The organism is Sphingomonas sp. CFBP 13706, assembly GCF_014842355.1.
GTDB classification, from domain to species: domain Bacteria; phylum Pseudomonadota; class Alphaproteobacteria; order Sphingomonadales; family Sphingomonadaceae; genus Sphingomonas; species Sphingomonas aerolata.
This window is the reverse complement of record NZ_JACYVM010000005.1, coordinates 173,817-197,242: the sequence shown is the minus strand read 5'-3', so window position 1 is coordinate 197,242 and position 23,426 is coordinate 173,817. Positions and strand designations below refer to the sequence as shown.

Here is a 23,426-nt window from a genome sequence, read left to right as displayed (position 1 = left end):
CGGGGGATTATCCAAACAGGCCAGCGACGTAGCGGATGATATCGACGAAGCTGCCAAGGCTGATCGGGAGGAGCATCAGCGCCAGCGCATAGACGAGGAGCATGCGGCTGAGCGCCTTCTCATGGCGGAAGGCGGGTTTGCGCGGCGGGAGATCGTCCTTGCGCGGCCAGATCGTCGAGTCGTCGAGGAACATCCGACCATTATAGCGCGATTGCTCGCGTTTCGCAGCGGGTGACGCCTTTATGCAGCGACAAGGATGGTGGCGGCCTGAAGATCGACCGAGACGAGGCGACTGACCCCGGGTTCGATCATCGTCACGCCGAACAGCCGGTGCATTCGGCTCATCGTGACCGCATTGTGCGTGACGACGAGGTAGCGCGTGGCGGTGTCGCGCGCCATCCGGTCGAGCAGGTCGCAGAAGCGGTCGATATTGGCGTCGTCGAGCGGCGCGTCGACCTCGTCGAGCACGCAGATCGGCGCGGGATTGGTCAGGAACAGCGCGAAGATGAGCGCGACCGCGGTCAGCGCCTGCTCGCCGCCCGACAACAGCGTCAGCGACTGCAGCCGCTTGCCGGGGGGCTGGGCGAGGATCTCGAGTCCCGCCTCGAGCGGATCGTCCGAATCGACGAGCTCGAGATGCGCGCTGCCGCCGTTGAACAGCGTTGCGAACAGCCGTTGGAAGTGGCCGTTCACCGTCTCGAACGCCGCGAGCAACCGCTGGCGGCCCTCGCGGTTGAGCGTGCCGATCGAGCCGCGCAGCCGGTGGACCGCCTGACCCAGCTCGTCGCGTTCGGCTGCATTGCCGATCGCCTCGGTCTCGAGCGCGGCGAGCTGCTGGTCGGCGACGAGGTTGACCGCGCCGATCCGCTCGCGCTCGGCGGTCAGGCGGTCCTGCGCGCGGGCCTCGTCCGCGGGCGTGCGGACATCGGCGGCGGAGAAGTCGAGGCGTTCGGGCAGGACGGGGGCGGGGCAGGCGAAACGCTCCCCCGACAGCCGCCCGAGCTCGCGGCGGTGCTGGTCCTGCGTATCGACACGGACGAGCGCGCCGGCGCGGTGCTCGCGTGCCTCGGCGAGCGCTTCGGCCGCGCGGTGATGCGCGTCGTCGGCGGTGCGAAGCGCGGCTTCGGCGGCGCGTTCGGCGGTCTGGAGCGTGTCGGCGTCCGCGCGCGCGGCGGCGTGCTGGGTATCGAGCGTGGCGATCGCGGCATCGAGGGTGGCGGGACGGTCCGTGAGCGCCTCTGCATCGGCGGCGACGTCGCGGGCGCGGCGGTCCAACGCGGTGATGCGGGTTGCCGCTTCGCCCGCACGCGCACGCCAGCTGCGGATATCGGCCTGTGCGGCGGCGAGACGTTCGCGTGTTTCGGCGCGCAGCCGGTCCTGCGCGGCGCGGTCGCTGCGCGCCTGTGCGACCGCGCCGCGGCGGGCCTCGGCGTCGCGGTGGAGCGTCGCGACCGCGTCGGCGCTGGCGCGGCCGTCGGGCAATGCCGCCACCGCGGCGTCGGCGGCGGCGAGGTCCGCCGCGGCATCGGCCTGTTCGGCATGGACGCGGTGGGCGCGCTGGTCGAGATCGGCACGCTGCCCGGCGCGGCGTTCGAGCGCGGCGGCGGCGCGATCCTCGTTGCGTTGCGCGTCACGGATGCGGGTCTCGGCGGCGGACAGGTGGGCGCGGGCGTCGTGGGCGGCTTGGCGGTGCGCGGCGATCCGTTGGTCGATGGCGTTGCGCGCCGCGTCGTGCGTGGCGAGCGTAGCGGCGGCGACCGGGCGTGCAGTTTCCAGCGCGTGCAGGCGATTGCGACGTTCGAGCCGCTCGGCGGCCGCCGCGCCGCTGCCCTGCGCGATGAAGCCGTCCCAGCGGCGCAGCACGCCGTCGCGGGTGACGAGGCGCTGGCCGACCGCGAGCGGCTGGCCGTCGTCACGGTCGGTAACGAAGACCTGAGCGAGCCGGCGCGCGAGGGAGGCGGGTGCGTCGACGTCGGCGGCAAGCGCGGTGGTGCCGGACGGGCGCGCGGGATCACCGGGCGCGGGCGCCGCGCCGGCCCAGGCGGCGGGGTCGGTATCCAGATCGTCGCCGAGCGCGGCGGCGAGCGCGCGCTCCAGCCCCGGCGTGGCGGTGACATGGTCGAGCAGCCGGTCGCGGCCGCCGCGTTGGGTCGCGCGGGTGAGCGCTGCGGCCTCGCTGTCGAGCGCGGCGAGCTCGGCGCGGGCGGTGGCGCGCGCGGTCTCGGCGGCATCGCGCAAACCACTTGCGGCGCGTTCGTCGCTATCGGCCTGCGCGAGCGCGTGGCGGGCGGCGGCGGCGTCCTCCAGCCCGGCGAGACGCGCCTCGGCGGCGGTGGCGCGAACAGCCTCGAGCGGGGCGGGGTCGCCAAGTGCGCGGTGCGCCGCCTCGATCTGCGCCGCGTCGCGTGCGGCGCGATCGGCGCGGGTACGCGCAGCGGCGAGCGCGGCGGCGGCGACCCGCGCCTCGGCGACATCGCTCGCATGGCGGGTCATCGCCTGCGCCAGCGCGACCTCGACGTCGCGCGCGGCGCGTTCGGCCTCGGCTTGCGCCGCATCGAGCGCGGGAAGCGCGGCGGTGGCGGCGGCGATCACGGCATCGAGCGTGGCGATCTCCGTCGTCAACCGGGTCAGCGCGTCGGCGGCGTCGCTGGCGAGGCTACCCTCGCGCAGCCGGTCCTCGGCGATACGGCGGCGCGAGTCGGCGAGATCGGCGAGGCGGCGGTCGAGCGCGGTGCGTTCGGTCCGCAGGCCGGCCAGCCTATGGCCGGTGTCGGCGGCATGGTCGCGCGCGGCGAGCGCGGCGGCGCGGGCGGCGGCGACCGCGGCGGCGGCGGCGTGCTGCGCATTTGTGGTAACGGATTCGGCGGCGGCGGCGGCGGCCACCCGCGCCTCGGCCCGCGCGGCGTCGGCGGTCGCCGACTCGGCGGCGGCAGCGGCGTCGCGCCAGCGTGCGAAGATCGTGCGTGCCTCCGCGACGCGGATCTGGTTCGACAGCAGGCGATAGCGTTCGGCGGCGCGCGCCTGGCGTCTGAGCGCGGCGGCGCGTGCGTCCTGGTCGGCGATGACCGCATCGAGCCGTGCAAGATTGGCCTCGGTCGCACGCAGCCTCGCCTCGGCATCCTTGCGGCGGACGTGCAGCCCGGCGATCCCGGCGGCATCCTCGAGCATCGCGCGGCGGTCGGCGGGCTTGGCGGCGATGACCGCGCCGATCCGGCCCTGGCTGACCAGCGCGGGGCTGTGTGCCCCGGTCGCGGCGTCGGCGAAGAGCAGCCCGACGTCCTTCGCACGGACGTCGCGGCCGTCGATCCGGTAGGCGGACCCTGCGCCGCGTTCGATCCGGCGGACGATCTCGCGTTCGTCGGCGCCGTCGGGGCCGGCGATCTCGGCGAGGATCGACACTTCGGCAAAATCGCGCGCGGGGCGGGTCGCGGTCCCTGCGAAGATCACGTCGTCCATGCCCGCACCGCGCAGCGACTTGGCGCTGGCCTCGCCCATCGTCCAACGCAGCGCCTCGAGCAGGTTCGACTTGCCGCAGCCATTGGGGCCGACCACGCCGGTCAGCCCGGGTTCGATCACCAGGTCGGCGGGTTCGACGAAGCTCTTGAACCCGGTGATGCGGAGGCGTCTGATCTGCATGGCGCGCGCTCTCCCTTCACGATTGGCGAGCGTAGCGCGCTTCCGGTCTCCCGCGAAGGCGGCAGCCCGGCCTGGGTCCCCGCCTTCGCAGGGGCACACTCCGGGCTGACAAATGCGCGCCGGACGGGATGCGGCTTACGCGCCGGCGGCCTTGAGCGCCTTTTCCATCTCGCTCCACGACAGCACGTTTTCCATCTTCTTGCCGTTCAGCAGGAAGGTCGGCGTGCCGGTGACGGTGCCCGACTGCATCGCGTTTTCGGTCGGCTTGGCCATGATCTCGAGCTGCTTCTGGTCAGCGAGGCAGGCGCGCGCCTTGGCCTCGGGAATGCCGCGCTGCTTGACAAAATCGATCGCCCCCATGTGCTCGGCGAGCTTGGTCGCGACCGCGGTCGGGGCGAGATTGGCGAGGCTCTGCTGCATCGCCGGGGGCATCGTCTGGAGCTTGTCGAGGAACGCGTTCTGGTTCTGGTACATCTGTTCGAGGATCGGGAAGAACGGCGCGGTCCCGCCGCACTGGCCGAGCAGCGTCAGCGCGACGTCGGGCGCGCCGTGGACAAGGAAGTCGCGGAATTCGAAGCTGACCTTGCCGGTCGAGACGTAGTTGTCGGTCAGCGGCTTGAACGCCTCGCGGCCGAACGCGCCGCAGGTCGGGCAGGAGCGCGCGCCATATTCGACCAGCTTGATCGGGGCATTGGGGTTGCCCATCAGATAGCCCTCGTCGGTCTTGACGACGGTTTCGGTCCAGTTCTGACCGGCGGGTGCGGTCGCCGCGGCGACGGGGGCTGCGGCCTGGGTGGTGTTCGACGAGTCGCCCCCCGAACAGGCAGCGAGCGCGAGCGGCAGGACGGCGATGGCAGTGACGAACTTCATGCGGGATACTCCAACGAAATTAGCGGGCGCCGGCAATGCGCAGCGCGGGTTCGAGCTGGGCCCAGCCGCCATGCGGCATGACCTTGCCGTTGATGAAGAAGGACGGCGTCGAATCGACCTCGGGCGGTGCCGCCGCGGTGATGGCGAGGATCCGGTCGATCTCCGCCGTATCTGCGAAGCACGCGTCGATCGCGGCGGCGGACAGCCCGCGCGCCTTGACCAGATCGGTCAGCCCCGCGCCATCGGCATAGGCCTTGAGCTGCGCCGGCCGCGGATAGAGGTTGATGCGCGCGGCATTGACCTGCTGGAACTCGATCCCCTTTTCGAGCCAGGCGGGCTGCGCCGCGAAGATCGCCGCCGATGTCGGGAAGAAGCCGCGCGGTCCTGTGCAGCGCGCGAGCACCGCCGCAGCGAGATCGAGCCGGTCACGGATCATGTGGCGGAATTCGAGGCTGGTCGATCCAGACGCGATCATCTTGCCCTTCAGCACCGCCTGCGACTGGGTCGAGAAATCTGCACAGTGCGAGCAGGTGTAGCTGGCATATTCGACGAGCTTGACCCGGGCTGCGGGGCTGCCGAGTACGTAGGTGCCGCTCGCCGTCCGGGTGACGGGCACGGGCTTCGGGGCGGGCGCGGCCGCGGTGAGCAGCGCGAAACCGAACAACGCAAAGAACAGACGCATTCAGCTGATCCTGGGAAGGCCGCTCGTCGAGGCGACGCCGGCGGCGAGGGATTCGAGGACCGCACGCAGTTCGGGATCGGCGATGCCCTTCAGGCTGAGACCGAGATCGGCGGGAACGGTGCGGAGCGGGGGCGGCGCCGCCTTGACGCGTGGCTTGGCGACCTCGCCCTGGCGGATGGTGATGCGCGCGACGGCGGCATAGCCGAAGAAGCGGTTCACGCGCTCGGTGATCTCGGGAATGACGTGCTGCATCATCGGCGCATGCGCGCCGCGCACGGTCAGCGTCAGGACGCCATCCTGTTTCTGCCCCATCGGGAAGCGGATCGATTCGGGCGTGCTGACGCCGGAAAACCGCTCGCCGACGATCTCGGGCCAGCGGCTGACGACCGACGACTGGATGAAGCCGAAGCGCCGGAACGCCGCGCCGCCGATCGCGGGGAGCAGCTCGGCGACCGCGCGCGACCGGTTGGCGCGCGGCGCATCCGCGTCGACTTTGGGTTTGCGGGCAGCAGTTTTGCGGACGGCGGTCTTGCGCGCGGGCGGAACGTCCGTCGCGCTGGCCGCGGTCGCGGACTTTTGTTCGGTGGTGATACCGGGCGGGTTGCTCATCGCGCCACCCATGCCATAGGCGGCGCGTGAACGCCAAGCGCTCTTCGGTCCCCGTCGCCCTGCTCGACTGGTATGACGCGCATCGTCGCGTGCTGCCGTGGCGCGCCCGGCCGGGCGAGACGGTCGATCCCTATCGCGTCTGGCTGTCGGAGGTGATGCTGCAGCAGACCACGGTCGCCGCGGTCACCCCGCGCTTCCTCGCCTGGACCGCGCGCTGGCCTGATTTCGCGAGCCTCGCCGCGGCCGACGATGCCGATGTGATGGCCGCCTGGGCGGGGCTCGGCTATTATGCCCGCGCGCGCAATCTGGTGAAGGCGGCCAAGGCGGTGGTCGCGGAGCATGATGGCGTGTTTCCGCGGACCGAGGCCGAGCTGCGGACGCTCCCCGGGCTCGGCGCCTATACCGCGGCGGCGGTCGCGGCGATCGCGTTCGGCGAGCGTGCGGTGGTGGTCGATGCCAATGTCGAGCGCGTCGTCGCGCGGCTGTTCGCGATTGCGACGCCGCTCCCCGCCGCGCGTCCGGCGATCCGGGCGGCCGCGGACACGATCACGCCCGACGTGCGAGCCGGCGATTTCGCGCAGGCGATGATGGATCTGGGATCCTCGATCTGCACAACGCGCAACCCCAAATGCCTGCTGTGCCTGCTCCGCCCCGACTGCGACGGCTTTGCGCAAGGCGAGCCCGAACGGCTGCCGGTCAAGGCGAAGAAGGCCGCAAAGCCGCAGCGTCACGGGACGATCTTCTGGCTCGAGCGCGACGGACAGGTGCTGCTGGTGCGCCGCCCCGACACCGGGCTGCTCGGCGGCATGCGCGCGCTGCCGACCGGGCCCTGGACCGACCAGCCGCCGGGGTTCGAGGCCGCACCGGCACAGGCCGACTGGCAGATGCTCGACGACCGCGTCACGCATGGCTTCACGCATTTCGACCTCGAACTCGGTCTTGCGGTGGCGCGGGTGGAGGCGCATCAACCCGGCGAATGGTGGCCCGTCGAGACCCTGGATACCGCCGGGCTGCCGACCGTTTTCGCCAAGGCCGCCCAGGCTATACGGGCGCGATAGGGAGGCCTGCATGACGCGTGCACACTGGATTTCGACTGGCGTCATCGCCGCACTGGCGGCGACCGCAGCCATCGGGCAGGCGCAGCGACAGGCCGCCCCGGGCAACATCGCCGTCACCGAACGCGCGGGCGATCCCGCACGCGCCGCCTTGCCGAGCGTCGAACGACTGTTCGACGGCTATGTCCGCGACAACAAGATGCCCGGTATCGTCGGCGCGTTCGGTCTGGGCGACCGGCCGACCCTGTTCCTGGCGAGCGGAAAAATCGGCGACGAGCCGGGGCGGCCGTTCGCCGACGCCGATTCGCTGTGGCGGGTCTATTCGATGACCAAGCCGATCACCGGGATGGCGGCGATGATGCTGGTCGAGGACGGTCGGCTGAACCTCGACGATCCGCTGAGCAAATACATCCCCGCATTCAAGACGATGACGGTCGCGACCAGCCCCGATACGTCGCTGGCGACGCGGCCCGCGACGACGCCGATCACGATCCGCATGCTGCTGACGCACACCGCGGGGCTCGGCTACAGCATCAATGTGAAGGGCCCGCTGCTCAAGGAATATGAGCAGCGCGGCGTGCTGCCGATGTCGGTCAATGCGCAGATGGAAACGCAGATGGCCAAGGTCCGCCCGACCTCGCTCGAGGACTTCGCGAACCGCGCAGCGACGCTGCCGCTGGTCGCGGAGCCGGGGACCAAATGGAGCTATTCGATCGGGCTCGACGTGATGGGCCGGGTGATCGAAGTGGCGAGCGGAATGTCGTTTGAGCGGTTCCTGCAGACGCGGATGTTCGCGCCGCTCAAGATGACTTCGACCTTCTTCATGGTGCCGCAGGATCAGGTGAAGCGGCTGGCGACCAACTATGCGTTCGTCGGCGACAACCGCACCCCGCTCGACCCTGCGGCGACGTCGGTTTTCGCGGAGCGGCCGAGCTTTCCCTATGGCGGCGCGGGGCTGGTGATGTCGGCGCGCGATTATGACACGTTCCTGCACATGCTGCAGGATGGCGGGACGCTGGACGGCGTGCGGGTGATGAAGCCCGAAACGGTCGCGCTCGGCATGTCGAACCTGATGCCCAAGGGGGTGTCATTCGGCGGGATCGGCACCGGGACTGGTGCGGCGGCTGCCGGCAACGCGATGGGGTTCGGCGCGGGCGGGTCGGTCTATCTGGCCGACGTGCCGGGCGGCGCATCGAAGGGCACCTATGGCTGGGGAGGCGCGGCGGGGACGTTCGCCTGGGTCGACCCGGTCCGTCATGTCCGGAGCACGGTGATGGTCAATTATTTCCCCGGTGAGAAATGGCCGTTGCGGAAAGAGGTGGTCGGCGCGCTGGTCGCCGATGTCGCGAGAAGCGGATCCGCGGGGGGCGTGCGCTGATGAGCTTGACCGCGGATCTCATGCCCGATGTCGCACCGGGTTTTACCGGCGGGACGCTCGATCGTGCCGACGCACTGCGCCACAATGCAGACGCGCTGGCGGCGGCGCAGGGCGACTGGCGGGCGCGGCTGCTCGCGCTCGACGGTCTGTTGCCCGCCGTGACGGGCGAGGGGCGGCTCGAATGGACGTCGATGGCGGACTTGCCCGACGATGCCGAACCGATCCTGCTCGGGCTCGACGAGAGCGGGCGGCCGCATTTCACCGCGTTGCTGGCGGGCATGGGGGTCGACAACGCCCCGGCGATGCGCTCGCCCGCGCTGATGGCGGTGCTGGGCAGCCTCGCGCCGGGCGAGGCGGCGACCTATGCCGCGGCGCGCAGCGTGCTCGACTGGCATGTCCGGCATCGCTTCTGCGCGAAATGCGGGACCGCGACGGCGATGTTCCGCGCGGGCTGGGCACGCAAATGCCCCAATTGCGCGACCGAGCATTTCCCGCGCGTCGATCCCGTCGTCATCATGATCGCCGAGCATGACGGGCGCGCGCTGCTCGGGCGCGGCAAGGGGTGGCCGCCGGGGCGCTATTCGGCGCTGGCGGGGTTTCTCGAGCCCGGCGAATCGATCGAGGAGGCGGTCGCGCGCGAGATCGCCGAGGAATCGGGCGTGCGCGTCGGCCGTGTCCGCTATGTCGCGAGCCAGCCCTGGCCCTTCCCCTCGTCGCTCATGATCGCGTGCGTCGCGGAGGCCGTGGACTACGCGATCACGCTCGACGTGAACGAGCTGGAGGATGCGATGTGGGTACCGCGCGAGATGGTGCGCGCGGTGCTGCGCGGCGAGGAGGGGCCGTTCCTGCCGCCGCCGCCCTATGCGATCGCGCACACGCTGCTGAGCGTCTGGGCGAAGGGGTGACTCAGCCGCGCGTGCGCGCCTGGCGGTAGGTGCCGAGCACGCGGAGCCATTTCGAGTGGAAGCCGAGTTCCTCTAGCGCGTGGTCGAGATTCGCGTCGCCCGGCTTGCCGACGACATCGGCGTAGAATTCGGTCGCGGCAAAGCTGCCGTTGCGCTGGTAGCTTTCCAGCTTGGTCATGTTGACGCCGTTGGTCGCGAAGCCGCCCATCGCCTTGTAGAGCGCGGCGGGGACGTTGCGGACCTCGAAGATCAGCGTCGTCATCCAGTCGCCGCCCGCCGGATCCTGCGCCGCCGGTGGCTTGCCGCCACGCGCGAGCGTGACGAAGCGGGTCGTGTTGTGATCGGCATCGGCAATGTCGGTCGCGAGCAGATCGAGGCCGTAGAGCGCGGCGGCGGCGGGCGGCGCGAGCGCGGCGATCGTCGGGTCGGCAAGTTCGGCGACCTTGGCTGCGGCGCCCGCGGTGTCGGGATAGCTCACCGGCTCGATCCCGTGCGCCTTGAGCCAGTGGCGGCACTGGCCGAGCGCCTGCGGATGGCTCATCGCCTGGCGAATGGCGTCGCGTGGTCCGATCCCCATCAACGCGTGGCGGATCGGCAGGAAATGCTCGCCGGTGATCACCAGCCCCGATTCCGGGAGCAGGAAATGGATATCGGCGACGCGGCCGTGGAGCGAGTTCTCGATCGGGATGATCGCACAGTCGGCGCGGCCGTCCTTCACCGCGTCGATCGCATCGGCGAAGTCGAAACAGGGCAGCGGCAGGCCGTCCGGAAACGCCTCGGTCGCCGCGACATGGCTGTTGGCGCCGGGCGCACCCTGAAACGCGACCGCGCGCGCGGGCTCCGCCATCGCGGCTTGGGTCATCTGCGCGACTATCGGACGGGCGGGGGCGGCAAAGTTTTCCATCGCCACGGCGCGTAGCCAGCGGGCCGGATGCAATCAAGGGCGCGCGGCGCCCGCGCAACACGGGGCGCAGCGTTTGCTTGCGGTGTCGGTCAGGCTTTTCTATGGCTGTCCTAAATCAAATAGGGGTGGGTGCGCTTTATGGACGACAGGACCAATACGATCGCCGGCTGGGTGCTCGCAGGTTGTGGTGCGGCGCTTGGGCTGTCGATCGTGGGGGGCATGTTGTTCCACGGCGAGCGCCCCGAGAAGATGGGCTATGCGATCGAGGGCGTCGTCGAGGAGGGTGCCGGCGGTGGCGCTGCCGAGGTTGCGATCGCGTCGCTGCTGCCGACCGCCGATGCTGCCAAGGGCGCCGAGGTCTTCAAGAAGTGCGCCGCGTGCCACACGATCAACCAGGGCGGCGCGAACGGGATCGGTCCGAACCTGTACGCGACGCTGGGCGAGGGGATTGCGCAGGGCAAGGGCGGCTATGCCTTCACCGACGCGCTGAAGGGCGTCGGCGGCAAGTGGGACTTCGACAAGATGAACGCGTGGCTGACCAGCCCGCGCAAGTTCGCGCCGGGCACCAAGATGACCTTTGCGGGATTGGGCAGTGCCGAGGACCGCGCGAACGTGATCCTGTATCTCAACCAGCAGGGGTCGAACCTGCCCTTGCCGGCAGCGCCTGCCGCCGGTGCAGAACCCGCCGCCGCTGGAGATCAGCCTGCACCCGCCAACGCCGCCGAGGCTGCGGTCGAGAATGGCGGCGATACCGCCGATATCGCGAACACCGGCACGGCCGCGTCGGGTGCACCGTCGGTCGATCCGGAAGCCGCACGCAAGGGTGCGCGGACGGAGCAGTAATCGCGGCTCCCTCTCCTCGGAGAGGAGAGGGGCTGTTTCGGGGTATGCGCTGTTTGGCAGCCCCTCACCCCGGCCCTCTCCCCCGAGGGGAGAGGGGGCAGAAGATCAGGCTTCCGCGGCTTCGGCCGCGGCACGCTCGCGGTAGAAGGACTGGACCGCAGCCCAGGCTTCATCGGCGGTCTCGACATAGCGGAAGATCGACAGGTCCTTTTCGCTGACAACGCCTTCCTCGACCAGCGCGTCGAAATTCACGACGCGCTCCCAGAACTGGCGACCGAACAGCAGCACGGGGATCGGCTGGATCTTGCCCGTCTGGATCAGCGTCAGCAGCTCGAACAGCTCGTCGAACGTGCCGAACCCGCCCGGGAACGCCGCCAGCGCGCGGGCGTGGAGCAAGAAGTGCATTTTCCGGAGCGCGAAATAGTGGAACTGCACCGACAGCGACGGGGTGACGTACGGGTTGGGGGCCTGCTCATGCGGCAGGACGATGTTCAGCCCGATCGACTCGGCCCCGACATCGTCGGCGCCGCGATTGGCGGCTTCCATGATCGACGGACCGCCGCCCGAGCACACCACGAACTGACGCCAGCCACGCTCGTCGCGGGGCAGGACGCTGACCTTGGCGGCGAGCTCGCGCGCGACGTCGTAATATTTCGACTTCTCGACCAGCCGCTCGGCGATCTTCTTAGACTTTTCGTCGCTGGCGAGTTCGAGCAGCGCCTGTGCCTTGGCGGGCTCGGGAATGCGTGCCGAGCCATAGAAGACGAAGGTCGAGGCGATCTTCGCTTCCTCGAGCACCAGTTCGGTCTTGAGCAGCTCGAGCTGGAAGCGCACCGGGCGGAGATCTTCGCGGAGCAGGAAGTCCATGTCCTGGAACGCGAGCCGGTAATGCGGATGCTGGGTCTGCGGCGTGGAAACGATCTCGCGGGCGGTTTCAGCGTCCTGGCTGGCGTTCGCGAAAACGCGTGAGGGAATGCGGGTATCTGTCATTTCGGCGGATTTAGTCGAAAGCCGTGCGCAGGGCTAGACCGGTGTACTAGCGGCAGAAATTCGCGCGATCGTCCTCGAGATGGAGGTGGTTGCGGTGCGCGGCGTTATAGTCGGGGCTGAGCACGGTGCCGAACCGCTTGCAGGCCGAGGCGCGGATCGTCTGGAGGAATTGGCGCACCTGCGGGTCGGGCGAGGTCCAGTCGTTCAGGATGCTGATCCGTCGCCCGTCCTTCAGCACGAACCCACCGATATCGACCGCGTTGGCGACCGCATGGCCCGAGCGGCGGCTCGCGTTGCGGGCCGAGCCGACGACGTTGCGGCATGCATAGCTACCCATGCTGTCGATCCGCGCGAGTTCGCTGCCGAGCATCTGATAGGCGGCGGGGGCAACCGCGTTGCGCGTCCAGCCGATCAGCGCGCGCGCCGCGCCGCAGCGGACCGCAGTGAGGTTGGCGACCGGGACGCCGATATCGACCAGCTTGACGGTGCCCGCGAGCCCGCAGCCGGGACCGGTTTCGCGGTCGGGCAGGAGCTGGAACGAGACGTGGAGCTGACGCAGGTCGGCGAGGCACTGCGCGGTCTCGCGATTGCTCGGGACCGAGAGGTTGGGGCGGGTCTGTTGCGGCGCGGCGGGGCGATCGGCGCGGCCGCAGGCGGCAAGCGCGAGAATGGGCGCGAGCGCGAGCAGGACAGGGTAAAGGACGCGGTACATGGGGCCATCATCCCCGCGTGGCACCGGCTTGTCACGCGTTGCGGGGCGGCGTTGCGGCGAGTCGAGGCATGGGCGTGTGCGGCGCTGCCCTTCGATTTCGCTCGGGGCGAACGGGGGAGCGTGGCGACGGAAGCGCATGCGCGGACAAGGTTGACTCGCCGCGCCACGTCGTTAGGGCCGGCGACGGGCCACGCGGTCCCAACGCCGCGCGTGCTCTCTGTGAGGAGAGATACATGACTGATACGACCTACGCCACCGCCACAGGTGCGCCTGTGCTGCCTGCGACCAAGCCGGCACGCCCCTTTTTCTCCAGCGGTCCCTGCGCGAAGCCTCCGGGCTGGTCCGCGGACAAGCTCGCCACCGATTCGCTCGGTCGCTCGCATCGCTCGAAGATCGGCAAGACCCGCCTCCAGTACAGCATCGACCTGATGCGTGAGCTGCTGAAGCTTCCGAGCACGCACCGCATCGGCATCGTCCCCGGCTCCGACACCGGCGCGTACGAAATGGCGATGTGGACGATGCTGGGCGCCAAGCCCGTCACCGCGCTCGCCTGGGAAAGCTTCGGCGAGGGCTGGGTGACCGATGCGGTCAAGCAGCTCAAGATCGACCCGACCGTGGTGCGCGCCGATTACGGCCAGCTGCCCGATCTGGAGTCGGTCGACTGGTCGAACGACGTGCTGTTCACCTGGAACGGCACCACCAGCGGCGTGCGCGTGCCGAACGCGGACTGGATCCCCGACGACCGCGAAGGCCTGTCGTTCGCCGACGCGACGTCGGGCGTGTTCGCCTATGACATTGACTGGACGAAGATCGATGTCGCGACCTTCTCATGGCAGAAAGTGCTCGGAGGCGAGGGCGCACACGGCGTGCTGATCCTCGGCCCGCGCGCGGTCGAGCGGCTCGAGAGCTACACGCCCGCCTGGCCGTTGCCGAAGGTGTTCCGCCTCGTGTCGAAGGGCAAGCTCGCCGAGGGCGTGTTCAAGGGCGAGACGATCAACACGCCGTCGATGCTGGCGGTCGAGGATGCGATCTTCAGTCTCGAATGGGCGAAGTCGCTGGGTAAGGACGGGCTGATCGCGCGGTCCGACGCGAATGCTGCGGCTCTGGACACGATCGTGGCGGAGCGCGACTGGCTCGGCCATCTCGCCGCCGATCCGGCGACGCGGTCGAAGACGAGCGTCTGCCTGACGGTCGAGGGTGCGGACGAGGCGATGATCAAGGCGATGGCCGCCGCGCTCGAAAAGGCGGGAGCTGCGTATGACGTGGCGGGCTACCGCGACGCGCCGCCGGGCCTGCGCATCTGGTGCGGCGCGACCGTCGACACCGCCGACATCGTCGCGCTCGGGCCCTGGCTCGACTGGGCCTACGCGACCGCCAAGGCTGCCTAAAACCCGCTACTGCCGCCCTTTTTCCCACCGCCCTTTTCCGTCATCCCGGCGAACGCCGGGACCCATGGACACGGAGCATCCGCTCACTAAGCGGACCGCAACCATGGGCCCCGGCGTCCGCCGGGGTGACGGGACAGGGTGAGGACGGACTTTCAAAACCGAGCGCGCACCTCCGTTCCCCCGACATTCCCAGGAGCAATCCCATGCCAAAAGTCCTCATTTCCGACAAAATGGATCCCCGCGCCGCCCAGATCTTCCGCGAGCGCGGCGTCGAGGTCGACGAGATCACCGGCAAGACGCCCGCCGAACTGATGGCGATGATCGGCGAGTATGACGGTCTCGCGATCCGCAGCTCGACCAAGGTGACCAAGGAGATCCTCGAGCACGCGACCAACCTGAAGGTCGTCGGCCGCGCGGGTATCGGCGTCGATAACGTCGACATCCCCGCCGCCTCGGCGAAGGGCGTCGTCGTGATGAACACGCCGTTCGGCAACTCGATCACCACCGCCGAGCACGCGATCGCGCTGATGTTCGCGCTCGCCCGCCAGCTGCCCGAGGCCGATGCCTCGACGCAGGCCGGCAAGTGGGAGAAGAACCGCTTCATGGGTGTCGAGCTGACGTCGAAGACGCTCGGCCTGATCGGCGCGGGCAATATCGGCTCGATCGTCGCCGACCGCGCGCGTGGCCTCAAGATGAAGGTCGTCGCGTTCGATCCGTTCCTGACGCCCGAGCGCGCGATCGAGATCGGTGTCGAGAAGGTCACGCTCGATGAGCTGCTCGCACGTGCCGACTTCATCACGCTGCACACGCCGCTGACCGACCAGACGCGCAACATCCTCTCGGCCGAGGCGCTCGCCAAGACCAAGAAGGGCGTGCGGATCATCAACTGCGCGCGCGGCGGCTTGATCGACGAGGTTGCGCTGAAGGCGGCGCTCGATTCGGGCCAGGTCGGTGGCGCGGCACTCGACGTGTTCGTCGAGGAGCCCGCCAAGGCTTCGCCCTTGTTCAACACGCCCAACTTCATCAGTACGCCGCATCTCGGTGCGTCGACGACCGAGGCGCAGGTCAATGTCGCGATCCAGGTCGCCGAGCAGATGGCCGATTTCCTGATGTCGGGCGGCGTCACCAACGCGCTCAACATGCCGTCGCTGTCGGCGGAGGAAGCGCCCAAGTTGAAGCCGTACATGGCGCTGGCGGAAAAGCTCGGTGCGCTGGTCGGGCAGCTGACGCATGGCGCGGTGACGCGGATCTCGGTGCATACCGAGGGCGCGGCGGCCGAACTGAACCCCAAGCCGATCACCAGCGCGGTGCTGGCGGGCTATCTCCAGACGCAGACCGCCACCGTCAACATGGTCAACGCCCCCGTGCTGGCGCGCGAACGCGGGCTCGAGGTGCGTGAGGTGCGGACCGAGCGCGAGGCGGATTACCACACGCTGCTGCGTGTCTCGGTCAGGACCGAGGATGGCGAGCGCTCGGTCGCGGGCACGCTGTTCGGCGATTCGGCGCCGCGTCTGATCGAACTGCTCGGCATCAAGATCGAGGCCGATCTGGCGGGGCCGATGCTCTATGTCGTCAACGAGGATGCGCCGGGGTTCATTGGCCGTCTCGGGACGGCGCTGGGCGAGGCAGGGGTCAATATCGGCACCTTCCATCTCGGCCGCCGCCAGGCGGGCGGCGAGGCGGTGCTGCTGCTGTCGGTCGACGAGGCGGTGACGCCGGAGCTGCTGACCAAGGTGCGCGCGTTGCCGGGGGTGAAGACCGCGATGGGTCTCAACTTCTAAGGCTCGCGAACGGGGGGCGAAGTGGTTAGAGGCACGCGCATGACTGCTTTGCTCCCCGAAGGTTTTCGAGACCGCCTGCCCCCCTTCGCCGATTCGGCAGCCGCGCTCGAGGCGCGTGTGCTCGAGGCTGCACGCCTGCACGGCTATGAGCGCGTCGATCCGCCGCTGGCCGAATTTGCTGATGGGCTAGAGATGCGGTTGAAGGCGGGCGGGCTGCACGATGCGGTGCGGTTCGTCGATCCGGTGTCGCAGCGTACGCTCGCGATCCGTCCCGACATCACCGCGCAGGTCGCGCGGATCGCGGCCACGCGGATGGGGCATCACCCGCGGCCGGTGCGGCTGAGCTATGCCGGCTCGGTGCTCAAACTGCGCGCGTCGCAGCTCGCGCCTGCGCGCGAGACGCGGCAGATCGGTTGCGAGCTGATCGGGCTCGATTCGGTCGCCGCCGCGCAGGAGGTCGTCGCGGTCGCGGTCGACATGCTCGGTGCGGCTGAGGTCCGCGGCGCGTCGATCGACTTCACGCTGCCCGACCTGGTGTCGACGCTTGCGGCGGGTCCGCTGCCGGTCGCGCCCGACCACGTCGCGACGCTGCGCGACCGGCTCGATGCCAAGGATGCCGGCGCGGTCGCCGCGCTCGCGCCCGCCTATCTGCCGCTGATCGAGGCGGCGGGGCCGTTCGCGCCGGCGATGGAGCGGCTGCGGATGTTCGATACGACAGGCGCGCTCGCGTCGCGCCTCGACGCGCTCACGCGGATCGCCGCAGCGCTCGACGGCCGCGTCGCGCTGACGCTCGACCCCACCGAGCGGCACGGGTTCGAATATCAGACCTGGCTCGGCTTCTCGCTGTTCGCGGATGGCAGCGCGCGTGAGGTCGGGCGTGGCGGCACCTATACCGTGGTGCATGAAAGCGGTGCCGAGGAAGCGGCAACGGGCTTCTCGCTGTTCGCCGACCCGCTGGTCGACCGGGTCGTCAGCGTCGATCGCCGACGGCTGTTCCTGCCGCTGGGTACGCCGGCGGCGGATGGTGCGGCGATGCGGGCGCAGGGCTGGGTCACGGTCGCCGCGCTCGACGCGGGCGATACCCCCGAAGCGCAGGTCTGCACGCATCTTTGGGTGGCGGATGCGCCCCGCGCGCTGTAGGCGCTGCGGGTAATTCTCAGGAGATAGAGTTTGGCCAACGTAGCAGTCATCGGCGCGCAATGGGGCGACGAAGGCAAGGGCAAGATCGTCGACTGGCTCGCCGAGCGTGCCGACATGGTCGTGCGGTTCCAGGGCGGCCACAATGCCGGCCACACGCTCGTCGTCGGCGAGAATGTGTACAAGCTGTCGCTGCTGCCGTCGGGCATCGTCCGCGGCACGCCGTCGTTCATCGGCAATGGCGTGGTGCTCGATCCCTGGGCGCTGAAGGACGAGATCGCCCGGCTCGGCGCACAGGGTGTCGTCGCGACGCCCGAGACGCTGCGGATTGCCGATACCTGCGCGCTGATCCTGCCGTTCCACCGCGATCTCGACGGTCTGCGCGAGGATGCGAGCGGCGCGGGTAAGATCGGCACGACGCGCCGCGGCATCGGCCCGGCCTATGAGGACAAGGTCGGTCGCCGTGCGATCCGCGTGTGCGATCTGGCGCATCTCGACGACCTGGGGCCGCAGCTCGATCGTCTGACCGCGCATCACGACGCGCTGCGCGCCGGGTTCGGCGAGCCGCCGATCGACCGTGCGGCGCTGATCGCCGAGCTGCGCGAGATTGCCGGCTTCGTCCTGCCGTTCGCCAAGCCCGTGTGGCGCGACCTGAACGCGGCGCGCTCGGCCGGCAAGCGGATCCTGTTCGAGGGTGCGCAGGGCGTGCTGCTCGACGTCGATCACGGCACCTATCCGTTCGTCACCTCGTCGAACACGATTGCAGGCGCTGCGGCGGGCGGTTCGGGCCTCGGCCCGAGCGCGGTCGGGTTCGTGCTCGGGATCGCCAAGGCCTATACGACGCGCGTCGGGTCGGGGCCGTTCCCGACCGAGCTCGAGAACGAGACCGGCGAGCGGCTGGGCGTGCGCGGGCATGAGTTCGGGACGGTGACGGGGCGCAAGCGTCGCTGTGGCTGGTTCGACGCGGTGCTGGTGCGCCAGTCGGCGGCGGTCGGCGGCATCACCGGGATCGCGCTGACCAAGATCGACGTGCTCGACGGGTTCGAGACGGTTTCGATCTGCACCGGCTATCGTCTGCGCGGCGAGACGCTCGATTATTTCCCGGCGCATGCCGCCGACCAGGCGCTGGTCGAGCCGATCTACGAGACGATGGAAGGCTGGCAGGAAACGACTGCCGGTGCGCGCAGCTGGGCCGACCTGCCGGCACAGGCGATCAAGTATATCCGGCGTATCGAGGAGCTGATCCGCTGCCCGGTGGCGCTGGTCTCGACCAGCCCGGAGCGGGCGGACACGATCTTGGTGCGGGATCCGTTCTCGGACTGAAGCGACGGTCGCTGACACGAAAAAGGCCGGGCGATTGCCCGGCCTTTTTTTTGGGGATCAGGCCGTGTGGCTCAGCGTGGCGGCGTGCCGCCGACGGTACCGCCGGTCGTTGCAGTCCCGCCCATGGTGCCGCCCATTGTGCCACCTGCAGCCGTGCCGCCCATCGTTCCACCCATGGTGCCCGGGCCGGTGCTGCCGGTCGACATCGAACCGGAGGTCGTGCCGGTCGTGGTGCCGGTGCCGGTCACCGTATCGGGACCCGTGGTCGTGCCGGTCGTCGTACCCGTCGTGCCGCGCGTGCGGCTACGGGCGCGGGTGCCGCGCTGGGTGCGGGTCTGGGTCGCGGAATCAGTCGCCGTGGTGCCCGACTGCGTCGTCGGTCCCGTGGACATGCCGCCCATCGCGCCGCCGGTGGTGCCGCTACCCATAGTACCGCCCATGGTACCACCAGTCGTGCTGCCGCCCATCGTGCCGCCCATCGTGCCACCTGCGGTACCGCCGGTGGTCTGGGCCATGGCGGCGGCCGGAAGGATCAGGGCTGCCGCTGCGATCGAGGTCAGAATACGCATGGTTCTCTCCTATCGTGTTGGAGACACAGCGTTTCGGTTCGACTTATGTTCCCCGGTCAGCCGCATTGGCCGCGGTGGAGCAGCGCCTGATCGGCAAGGACGAGTGCGACCATCGCCTCGACCACGGGGACTCCGCGGATGCCGACGCAGGGGTCGTGGCGGCCCTTGGTGGCGATCGTCGCGGCCTCGCCGGTCGGGCTGATCGTCTCGACGGGGGTGAGGATCGAGCTGGTCGGTTTGAACGCGACGCGCAGGCGGATCGGCTGGCCGGTGGCGATGCCGCCGGCAATCCCGCCGGCATGGTTGGCCAGGAATTCGGGGCCTTCTGCGCCCGGTCGCATGGGGTCGGCATTGGCCTCGCCCGAGAGTGCGGCGGCGGCGAACCCGTCGCCGATCTCGATCCCCTTGACCGCGTTGATGCTCATGCAGGCCGAGGCGAGTTCGGCATCGAGCTTGGCATAGAGCGGCGCGCCCCAGCCCGCGGGGACGCCGGTCGCCTCGCACGCGATCACCGCGCCGAGCGACGATCCCGCCTTGCGCGCGGCGTCGACGAGCGCTTCCCAGCGCAGCGCCGCTTCGGCATCGGGGCAGAAGAACGGGTTCTGATCGATCTGTGCGTCGTCGAAGTTCGCCGGGTCGATCGCGTCGCCGCCGATCGCCTCGACCCAGGCGCGGACGCGGACCTGGGGCACGACGAGCCGCGCGACCGCACCGGCAGCGACGCGCGCCGCGGTCTCGCGCGCCGACGAGCGGCCGCCGCCGCGATAATCGCGAAAACCGTATTTGGCGTCATAGGCATAGTCGGCGTGGCCGGGGCGATAGGCCTTGGCGACGTCGGAATAATCTTTCGAGCGCTGGTCGACATTCTCGATCATCAGGCTGATCGGCGTACCCGTCGTGCGGCCGTCGAACACGCCCGAGAGGATCCGCACCGCATCGGGCTCGCGCCGCTGCGTGGTGAAGCGAGAGGTGCCGGGGCGGCGCTTGTCGAGCCAGGGCTGGATGTCGGCTTCGGTGAGGGGGATGCCGGGGGGGCAGCCGTCGACCACCGCGCCGAGCGCGGGTCCGTGGGACTCGCCCCAGGTGGTGAAGCGGAACATCCGCCCGAAGCTGTTGACGCTCACTTGGCCCCCTCCCCGACGGGGAGAGAGAGGGGCCCATGCGGAGCATGGGAGGGTAAGGGCACGCTGGTGAGCGCGGACAGGATCGCGGCAAGCACGTCGTCCATCCGCTGCATCACGTCGTTGTTCCAGACACGGATCACACGGTATCCCTTGTTCGCGAGGTAGGCAGTTCTGTCGGCATCATAGGCCGCGTCGCCAATATGCTGGCTGCCGTCTACCTCGACGACGAGCATGGCGTCCATGCACAGAAAGTCGGCGATGAACGGGCCAATCCACACCTGGCGGCGGAATTTGAAGTCAGCGAGGCGGCGGCTGCGGAGGTTCTGCCATAGCCGGGTTTCCGCCTCGGTGGCGTCGCGACGCAGCTTCCGCGCGCGGTTGAGTGCTTCGGTGCCGTCCTTCTGCCTCACCGTGCCCTCACCCTCCCATGCTGCGCATGGGCCCCTCCCTCTCCCCGCAGGGGAGAGGGTATTTACACCAGCGCGATGTCGGGGGCGTCTTCGGCTTTCATGCCGATCACGTTGTAGCCGGCGTCGACATGGTGGGTTTCGCCCGTGACGCCCGATGCCAGGTCGCTGAGCAGATACAGTCCCGCACCGCCGACATCGTCGATCGTCACGTTGCGCTTGAGCGGCGAGTTCAGCTCGTTCCACTTCAGGATCAGGCGGAAGTCGCCGATCCCGCTCGCGGCCAGCGTCTTTATCGGGCCCGCCGAAATCGCGTTGACGCGGATATTGTCGCGGCCGAGATCGACCGCGAGATACTGCACGCTCGTCTCGAGCGCGGCCTTGGCGACGCCCATGACGTTGTAGTGCGGGATGACCTTCTCGGCGCCGTAATAGCTGAGCGTCAGCATCGACCCGCCCGGGTTCATCATCTTCGCCGCGCGCTGCGCGACCGCGACGAACGAATAGACGCTGATGTTCATCGTCATCAGGAAATTGTCGAGGCTGGTGTCGACGAACCGCCCGCGCAGCTCGTTCTTGTCCGAAAAGCCAATCGCATGGACGACGAAGTCGATCGTCGGCCATTCCTTTGCCAGCTTGGCGAAGGTCGCGTCGAGCGCACCCATGTCGGAGACGTCGCAGTCGAACAGCCGTGCGACGCCCAGTTGCTCGGCGAGCGGGCGGACGCGCTTCTCCATCGTCTCGCCCTGATAGCTGAACGCGAGCTCCGCGCCGGCCTCGGACAGCTTCTTGGCGATGCCCCAAGCCAGCGACTTGTCGTTCGCCAGCCCCATGATCAACCCACGCTTGCCCGCCATCAAACCGTTCACGCCGTTCTCGCCTTCGCCTCTACCTCGTCAGCCGGTTGCTCTAGCGCTGTTTCGAGGGGTTCCGCCAGTGCCGCGTTCAAATGCGCCCCGAATACCAGCCCCAATCCGATGACGTAGAAGAACAGCAGCATGATGACGACGCCCGCCAGGCTGCCATAAGTCAGGTCATAGCCACCCAGGCTCGACAGGACAATCGGCAGCAATGCGGTAGCGCTGATCCACCAGACGGCGGTGAAGAGCGCGCCGGGCCATTTGCGGCATTTCGAATAGCGATAGCGCGACGGCGTCACCGAGTAGAACAGCAAGTACAGCGCGCCGAACATCAGCATGCCGGGGATCAGGCGGGACAGGCCGACCCATCCGGCGGCGTCCTGCGCAAAGGGGACGAGGCGGTAGATGAACTGTTCGGCCGCGGTCAGGATGCCCTGCACCAAGAAGGAGAGCAGTGCCATGATCACCGAGCCGACGATCACTGCGGACGAGCCAAGCCGTGATTTCCAGAAGGGTGCGGTCGCCTTGATCCCGTAGGCGCGGTGGAAGATGTCGCGGATCGTCTCGACGAAGCTGCCGACGGTCCACAGCCCGACCAGCGCGCCGAGCCACAGCAGCGAGCCGGTGCGCGCGGCGAGCACGTCGGCGATCGGCTTGCGCAACAGATCGGCGACGTTGGGCGGCAGCACGTTCAGGAAGGACTCGACCGCACGGATCGTCTCGGTGCTCTGGCCGAACAGCGACAGGATCGCCGCGGCCACGATGAAGAACGGGAACACCGTCATCAGCGCGAGATAGGCAAGGTTGCCCGCATGGATGAAGCCGTCGTTGAACACGCCGACCGCGGCACGCTTGACGACCTCGAAGGCTTGGCTGCCCGGCTTGACCTTCGCCATGCCGCGATTGAGGCGCCGGCGCGTGCCGCCGTGGTCGTGGGCGCGCGCCTCGGGCGTAAGATTGCTGTCGTTCACAAGGCGTTCAGACGCCCATGGCCCCCCGCGGGTTCCCGGTATTGCTCTTCGCCCAGCCCTCGACGAAGTCAACGAGCGCCTTGTTGTCGGCCGGAATGTCGATCATCAGCGTGACGAGCTGATCGCCGCGGCCACCGGTCTTCTTGTGGAAGCCCTTGCCCTTGAGGCGCAGCGTCTTGCCCGAGGTTGTGCCCTTGGGGATCGTCAGCATGACCGGCTTTTCGACCGTCGGCGCCTTGATCGAGCCGCCGAGCACCGCCTCGGCGAGGCTGATCGGCAGGTCGATGCGAACGTCGTCGCCGTCGCGCGTGAAGAAACGGTGCGGCTGGACGTCGATGGTCAGGATCGCATCGCCCGCGCCGCCCGGGCCCTGCTCGCCCTTGCCCGCGAGCTTCATCTGCGTGCCACTCTCGACGCCTGCGGGAAGCTTGAGATCAAGCGTCTTGCCATCGGAGAGCGTCACGCGCTGGGGCTCGAGCGTCGCCGCGTCGACGAACGGGACCTGCAGGCGATAGGCGACGTTTTCGCCCTTGGGCTGCGGGCGCCGACCGAAGCCGCTCGCGAAACCGCCGCCACCGCCGCGCTGGGCGCCACCGAACAGCCCCTCGAAGATGTCGCTCATGTCGGGGCCGCCGCTCTCATAGCCTTCGCTGCGAAAGCCGCCGCCGGGCTGTGGGCGTCCACCGCCGCCGCCACCGAAGCCGAACGGCGCGGCGGGGTTTCCGTCGCCGTCGATCTCGCCGCGATCGAAGCGCGCGCGCTTGTCCTTGTCGTTCAGCAGATCGTACGCGTTGGTGACCTGGCTGAACTTCTCCGATGCCTTCGGATTGTCCTTGTTGCGATCGGGATGAAGCTCCTTGGCGAGCTTGCGATACGCCTTCTTGATGTCGGCTTCGTTCGCGTCGCGGGCAACGCCCAGGGTCTTGTACGGATCGGCCACTTAGGTCCCCACTCTGTCTTGCGCGTCTATGTGGGGCCGCCGCGGGCGCAACGCAATTCCCGTGCCGTGCGTTTGGCGGGCGAGAGGAGACGATGATGGCTGACAAGCAACCGATGCAGGGCGTGCCCGAGGGCGATGATGGTGCCAAGCAGAAGGACGGGGTGAACGATGCGCCGGCCAAGGACACGGGCGGCGAGAGTGGCGGCGGGTCCTATCCGAACCCGCATGAGGGGAAGGACTGACGCGCGTCTCGTCATTCCCGCGCAGGCGGGAACCCATACCGGCAATCCTGCGAGACTATCGCAACCGTACGAGCATATGGGTCCCCGCCTCCGCGGGGAT

General features: G+C 69.1%; 23 protein-coding genes. 9 read left to right on the top strand and 14 right to left on the bottom strand.

Features of this window, described 5'->3' with window-relative positions:
* Nucleotides 1-7 precede the first annotated feature (7 nt).
* From IFS44_RS11595 to IFS44_RS11575, 5 genes are all read right to left on the bottom strand, one after another.
* Nucleotides 8-193, bottom strand: a complete 186-nt coding sequence (locus IFS44_RS11595; protein WP_031394247.1) for a hypothetical protein — start codon at nt 191-193, stop codon at nt 8-10.
* A gap of 47 nt (nt 194-240) precedes the next feature.
* Nucleotides 241-3,636, bottom strand: a complete 3,396-nt coding sequence (locus IFS44_RS11590; RefSeq protein ID WP_192098547.1) for a chromosome segregation SMC family protein — start codon at nt 3,634-3,636, stop codon at nt 241-243.
* Between the two features lie 135 nt (nt 3,637-3,771).
* Nucleotides 3,772-4,506 carry a thioredoxin domain-containing protein gene (locus tag IFS44_RS11585; protein ID WP_031439788.1) on the bottom strand — a complete coding sequence of 245 codons (735 nt, stop codon included), beginning with the start codon at nt 4,504-4,506 and terminating at the stop codon, nt 3,772-3,774.
* A 19-nt stretch (nt 4,507-4,525) separates the two neighbouring features.
* Entirely contained in the window at nt 4,526-5,188 is a 663-nt protein-coding gene (locus IFS44_RS11580; RefSeq protein WP_192098546.1) for a DsbA family protein, read from the bottom strand.
* On the bottom strand, nt 5,189-5,797 hold the full coding sequence (locus IFS44_RS11575; protein WP_081877807.1) for a DUF721 domain-containing protein: 609 nt from the start codon (nt 5,795-5,797) through the stop codon (nt 5,189-5,191).
* 26 nt (nt 5,798-5,823) lie between these two features.
* On the opposite strand from IFS44_RS11575, the gene IFS44_RS11570 reads away from it, so the two are divergent.
* Genes IFS44_RS11570 through nudC form a run of 3 tightly spaced genes read left to right on the top strand, consistent with a single transcriptional unit; the run spans nt 5,824 to nt 9,135 of the window.
* Nucleotides 5,824-6,855 carry an A/G-specific adenine glycosylase gene (locus IFS44_RS11570; RefSeq protein ID WP_446740850.1) on the top strand — a complete coding sequence of 344 codons (1,032 nt, stop codon included), beginning with the start codon at nt 5,824-5,826 and terminating at the stop codon, nt 6,853-6,855.
* A 10-nt stretch (nt 6,856-6,865) separates the two neighbouring features.
* On the top strand, nt 6,866-8,230 hold the full coding sequence (locus tag IFS44_RS11565; RefSeq protein WP_192098545.1) for a serine hydrolase domain-containing protein: 1,365 nt from the start codon (nt 6,866-6,868) through the stop codon (nt 8,228-8,230).
* A complete protein-coding gene (gene nudC / locus IFS44_RS11560) occupies nt 8,230-9,135 on the top strand; it encodes an NAD(+) diphosphatase (RefSeq protein ID WP_244650207.1) in 906 nt (301 codons plus the stop codon). Before IFS44_RS11565 ends, nudC begins: the two co-directional genes overlap by 1 nt.
* A 1-nt stretch (nt 9,136) precedes the next feature.
* On the opposite strand, the gene IFS44_RS11555 is transcribed toward nudC, so the two are convergent.
* Nucleotides 9,137-10,039, bottom strand: a complete 903-nt coding sequence (locus tag IFS44_RS11555) for a prephenate dehydratase (protein WP_192098660.1) — start codon at nt 10,037-10,039, stop codon at nt 9,137-9,139.
* A gap of 138 nt (nt 10,040-10,177) precedes the next feature.
* Here IFS44_RS11555 and IFS44_RS11550 point away from each other — a divergent pair, with 138 nt between their 5' ends.
* On the top strand, nt 10,178-10,882 hold the full coding sequence (locus IFS44_RS11550) for a c-type cytochrome (RefSeq protein ID WP_192098544.1): 705 nt from the start codon (nt 10,178-10,180) through the stop codon (nt 10,880-10,882).
* A gap of 105 nt (nt 10,883-10,987) precedes the next feature.
* Here IFS44_RS11550 and IFS44_RS11545 read toward each other — a convergent pair whose 3' ends face one another.
* Both IFS44_RS11545 and IFS44_RS11540 read right to left on the bottom strand, forming a co-directional pair.
* The gene (locus IFS44_RS11545) at nt 10,988-11,872 is read right to left on the bottom strand and encodes an LOG family protein (protein ID WP_192098543.1); all 885 of its coding nucleotides are present in this window, start codon (nt 11,870-11,872) and stop codon (nt 10,988-10,990) included.
* Between the two features lie 46 nt (nt 11,873-11,918).
* The gene (locus IFS44_RS11540; protein ID WP_192098542.1) at nt 11,919-12,584 is read right to left on the bottom strand and encodes an extensin family protein; all 666 of its coding nucleotides are present in this window, start codon (nt 12,582-12,584) and stop codon (nt 11,919-11,921) included.
* 233 nt (nt 12,585-12,817) lie between these two features.
* On the opposite strand from IFS44_RS11540, the gene IFS44_RS11535 reads away from it, so the two are divergent.
* The 4 genes from IFS44_RS11535 to IFS44_RS11520 all read left to right on the top strand — a co-directional run bounded on the left by IFS44_RS11535 (nt 12,818) and on the right by IFS44_RS11520 (nt 18,213).
* Nucleotides 12,818-13,972: a phosphoserine transaminase gene (locus IFS44_RS11535; protein ID WP_192098541.1), complete on the top strand. Its 1,155-nt coding sequence runs from the start codon at nt 12,818-12,820 to the stop codon at nt 13,970-13,972.
* A gap of 203 nt (nt 13,973-14,175) precedes the next feature.
* A complete protein-coding gene (gene serA / locus IFS44_RS11530; protein ID WP_192098540.1) occupies nt 14,176-15,753 on the top strand; it encodes a phosphoglycerate dehydrogenase in 1,578 nt (525 codons plus the stop codon).
* 39 nt (nt 15,754-15,792) lie between these two features.
* Nucleotides 15,793-16,893: an ATP phosphoribosyltransferase regulatory subunit gene (locus IFS44_RS11525; RefSeq protein WP_192098539.1), complete on the top strand. Its 1,101-nt coding sequence runs from the start codon at nt 15,793-15,795 to the stop codon at nt 16,891-16,893.
* A 30-nt stretch (nt 16,894-16,923) separates the two neighbouring features.
* Nucleotides 16,924-18,213, top strand: a complete 1,290-nt coding sequence (locus IFS44_RS11520) for an adenylosuccinate synthase (protein ID WP_031440105.1) — start codon at nt 16,924-16,926, stop codon at nt 18,211-18,213.
* Between the two features lie 71 nt (nt 18,214-18,284).
* Here IFS44_RS11520 and IFS44_RS11515 read toward each other — a convergent pair whose 3' ends face one another.
* The 6 genes from IFS44_RS11515 to IFS44_RS11490 all read right to left on the bottom strand — a co-directional run bounded on the left by IFS44_RS11515 (nt 18,285) and on the right by IFS44_RS11490 (nt 23,084).
* On the bottom strand, nt 18,285-18,782 hold the full coding sequence (locus IFS44_RS11515) for a hypothetical protein (RefSeq protein ID WP_056674013.1): 498 nt from the start codon (nt 18,780-18,782) through the stop codon (nt 18,285-18,287).
* A gap of 56 nt (nt 18,783-18,838) precedes the next feature.
* On the bottom strand, nt 18,839-19,906 hold the full coding sequence (aroC, locus tag IFS44_RS11510; protein WP_192098538.1) for a chorismate synthase: 1,068 nt from the start codon (nt 19,904-19,906) through the stop codon (nt 18,839-18,841).
* Complete coding sequence (locus tag IFS44_RS11505) at nt 19,903-20,316, bottom strand: DUF559 domain-containing protein (RefSeq protein ID WP_192098537.1); 414 nt, start codon at nt 20,314-20,316, stop codon at nt 19,903-19,905. The genes aroC and IFS44_RS11505 overlap by 4 nt, the downstream gene beginning before the upstream one ends.
* A 62-nt stretch (nt 20,317-20,378) precedes the next feature.
* Nucleotides 20,379-21,182, bottom strand: coding sequence for an enoyl-ACP reductase FabI (gene fabI, locus IFS44_RS11500; protein WP_342366413.1), 804 nt, complete (start codon nt 21,180-21,182; stop codon nt 20,379-20,381).
* Nucleotides 21,179-22,144, bottom strand: coding sequence for a YhjD/YihY/BrkB family envelope integrity protein (locus tag IFS44_RS11495; protein ID WP_192098536.1), 966 nt, complete (start codon nt 22,142-22,144; stop codon nt 21,179-21,181). Before IFS44_RS11495 ends, fabI begins: the two co-directional genes overlap by 4 nt.
* A gap of 7 nt (nt 22,145-22,151) precedes the next feature.
* Nucleotides 22,152-23,084, bottom strand: coding sequence for a DnaJ C-terminal domain-containing protein (locus IFS44_RS11490; protein WP_192098535.1), 933 nt, complete (start codon nt 23,082-23,084; stop codon nt 22,152-22,154).
* Nucleotides 23,085-23,179: 95 nt separating this feature from the next.
* Between IFS44_RS11490 and IFS44_RS11485 the strand changes: the two genes are divergently transcribed.
* A complete protein-coding gene (locus IFS44_RS11485; protein ID WP_160172635.1) occupies nt 23,180-23,326 on the top strand; it encodes a hypothetical protein in 147 nt (48 codons plus the stop codon).
* Nucleotides 23,327-23,426: the final 100 nt, after the last annotated feature.

Bases quoted from the DNA above. Each gene is read 5' to 3' on its own strand.
- IFS44_RS11595 (WP_031394247.1), bottom strand. From the start codon at position 193: ATGTTCCTCGACGACTCGACGATCTGGCCGCGCAAGGACGATCTCCCG.
- IFS44_RS11590 (WP_192098547.1), bottom strand. From the start codon at position 3,636: ATGCAGATCAGACGCCTCCGCATCACCGGGTTCAAGAGCTTCGTCGAA.
- IFS44_RS11585 (WP_031439788.1), bottom strand. From the start codon at position 4,506: ATGAAGTTCGTCACTGCCATCGCCGTCCTGCCGCTCGCGCTCGCTGCC.
- IFS44_RS11580 (WP_192098546.1), bottom strand. From the start codon at position 5,188: ATGCGTCTGTTCTTTGCGTTGTTCGGTTTCGCGCTGCTCACCGCGGCC.
- IFS44_RS11575 (WP_081877807.1), bottom strand. From the start codon at position 5,797: ATGAGCAACCCGCCCGGTATCACCACCGAACAAAAGTCCGCGACCGCG.
- IFS44_RS11565 (WP_192098545.1), top strand. From the start codon at position 6,866: ATGACGCGTGCACACTGGATTTCGACTGGCGTCATCGCCGCACTGGCG.
- nudC (WP_244650207.1), top strand. From the start codon at position 8,230: ATGAGCTTGACCGCGGATCTCATGCCCGATGTCGCACCGGGTTTTACC.
- IFS44_RS11555 (WP_192098660.1), bottom strand. From the start codon at position 10,039: ATGGAAAACTTTGCCGCCCCCGCCCGTCCGATAGTCGCGCAGATGACC.
- IFS44_RS11550 (WP_192098544.1), top strand. From the start codon at position 10,178: ATGGACGACAGGACCAATACGATCGCCGGCTGGGTGCTCGCAGGTTGT.
- IFS44_RS11545 (WP_192098543.1), bottom strand. From the start codon at position 11,872: ATGACAGATACCCGCATTCCCTCACGCGTTTTCGCGAACGCCAGCCAG.
- IFS44_RS11540 (WP_192098542.1), bottom strand. From the start codon at position 12,584: ATGTACCGCGTCCTTTACCCTGTCCTGCTCGCGCTCGCGCCCATTCTC.
- IFS44_RS11535 (WP_192098541.1), top strand. From the start codon at position 12,818: ATGACTGATACGACCTACGCCACCGCCACAGGTGCGCCTGTGCTGCCT.
- serA (WP_192098540.1), top strand. From the start codon at position 14,176: ATGCCAAAAGTCCTCATTTCCGACAAAATGGATCCCCGCGCCGCCCAG.
- IFS44_RS11525 (WP_192098539.1), top strand. From the start codon at position 15,793: ATGACTGCTTTGCTCCCCGAAGGTTTTCGAGACCGCCTGCCCCCCTTC.
- IFS44_RS11515 (WP_056674013.1), bottom strand. From the start codon at position 18,782: ATGCGTATTCTGACCTCGATCGCAGCGGCAGCCCTGATCCTTCCGGCC.
- IFS44_RS11485 (WP_160172635.1), top strand. From the start codon at position 23,180: ATGGCTGACAAGCAACCGATGCAGGGCGTGCCCGAGGGCGATGATGGT.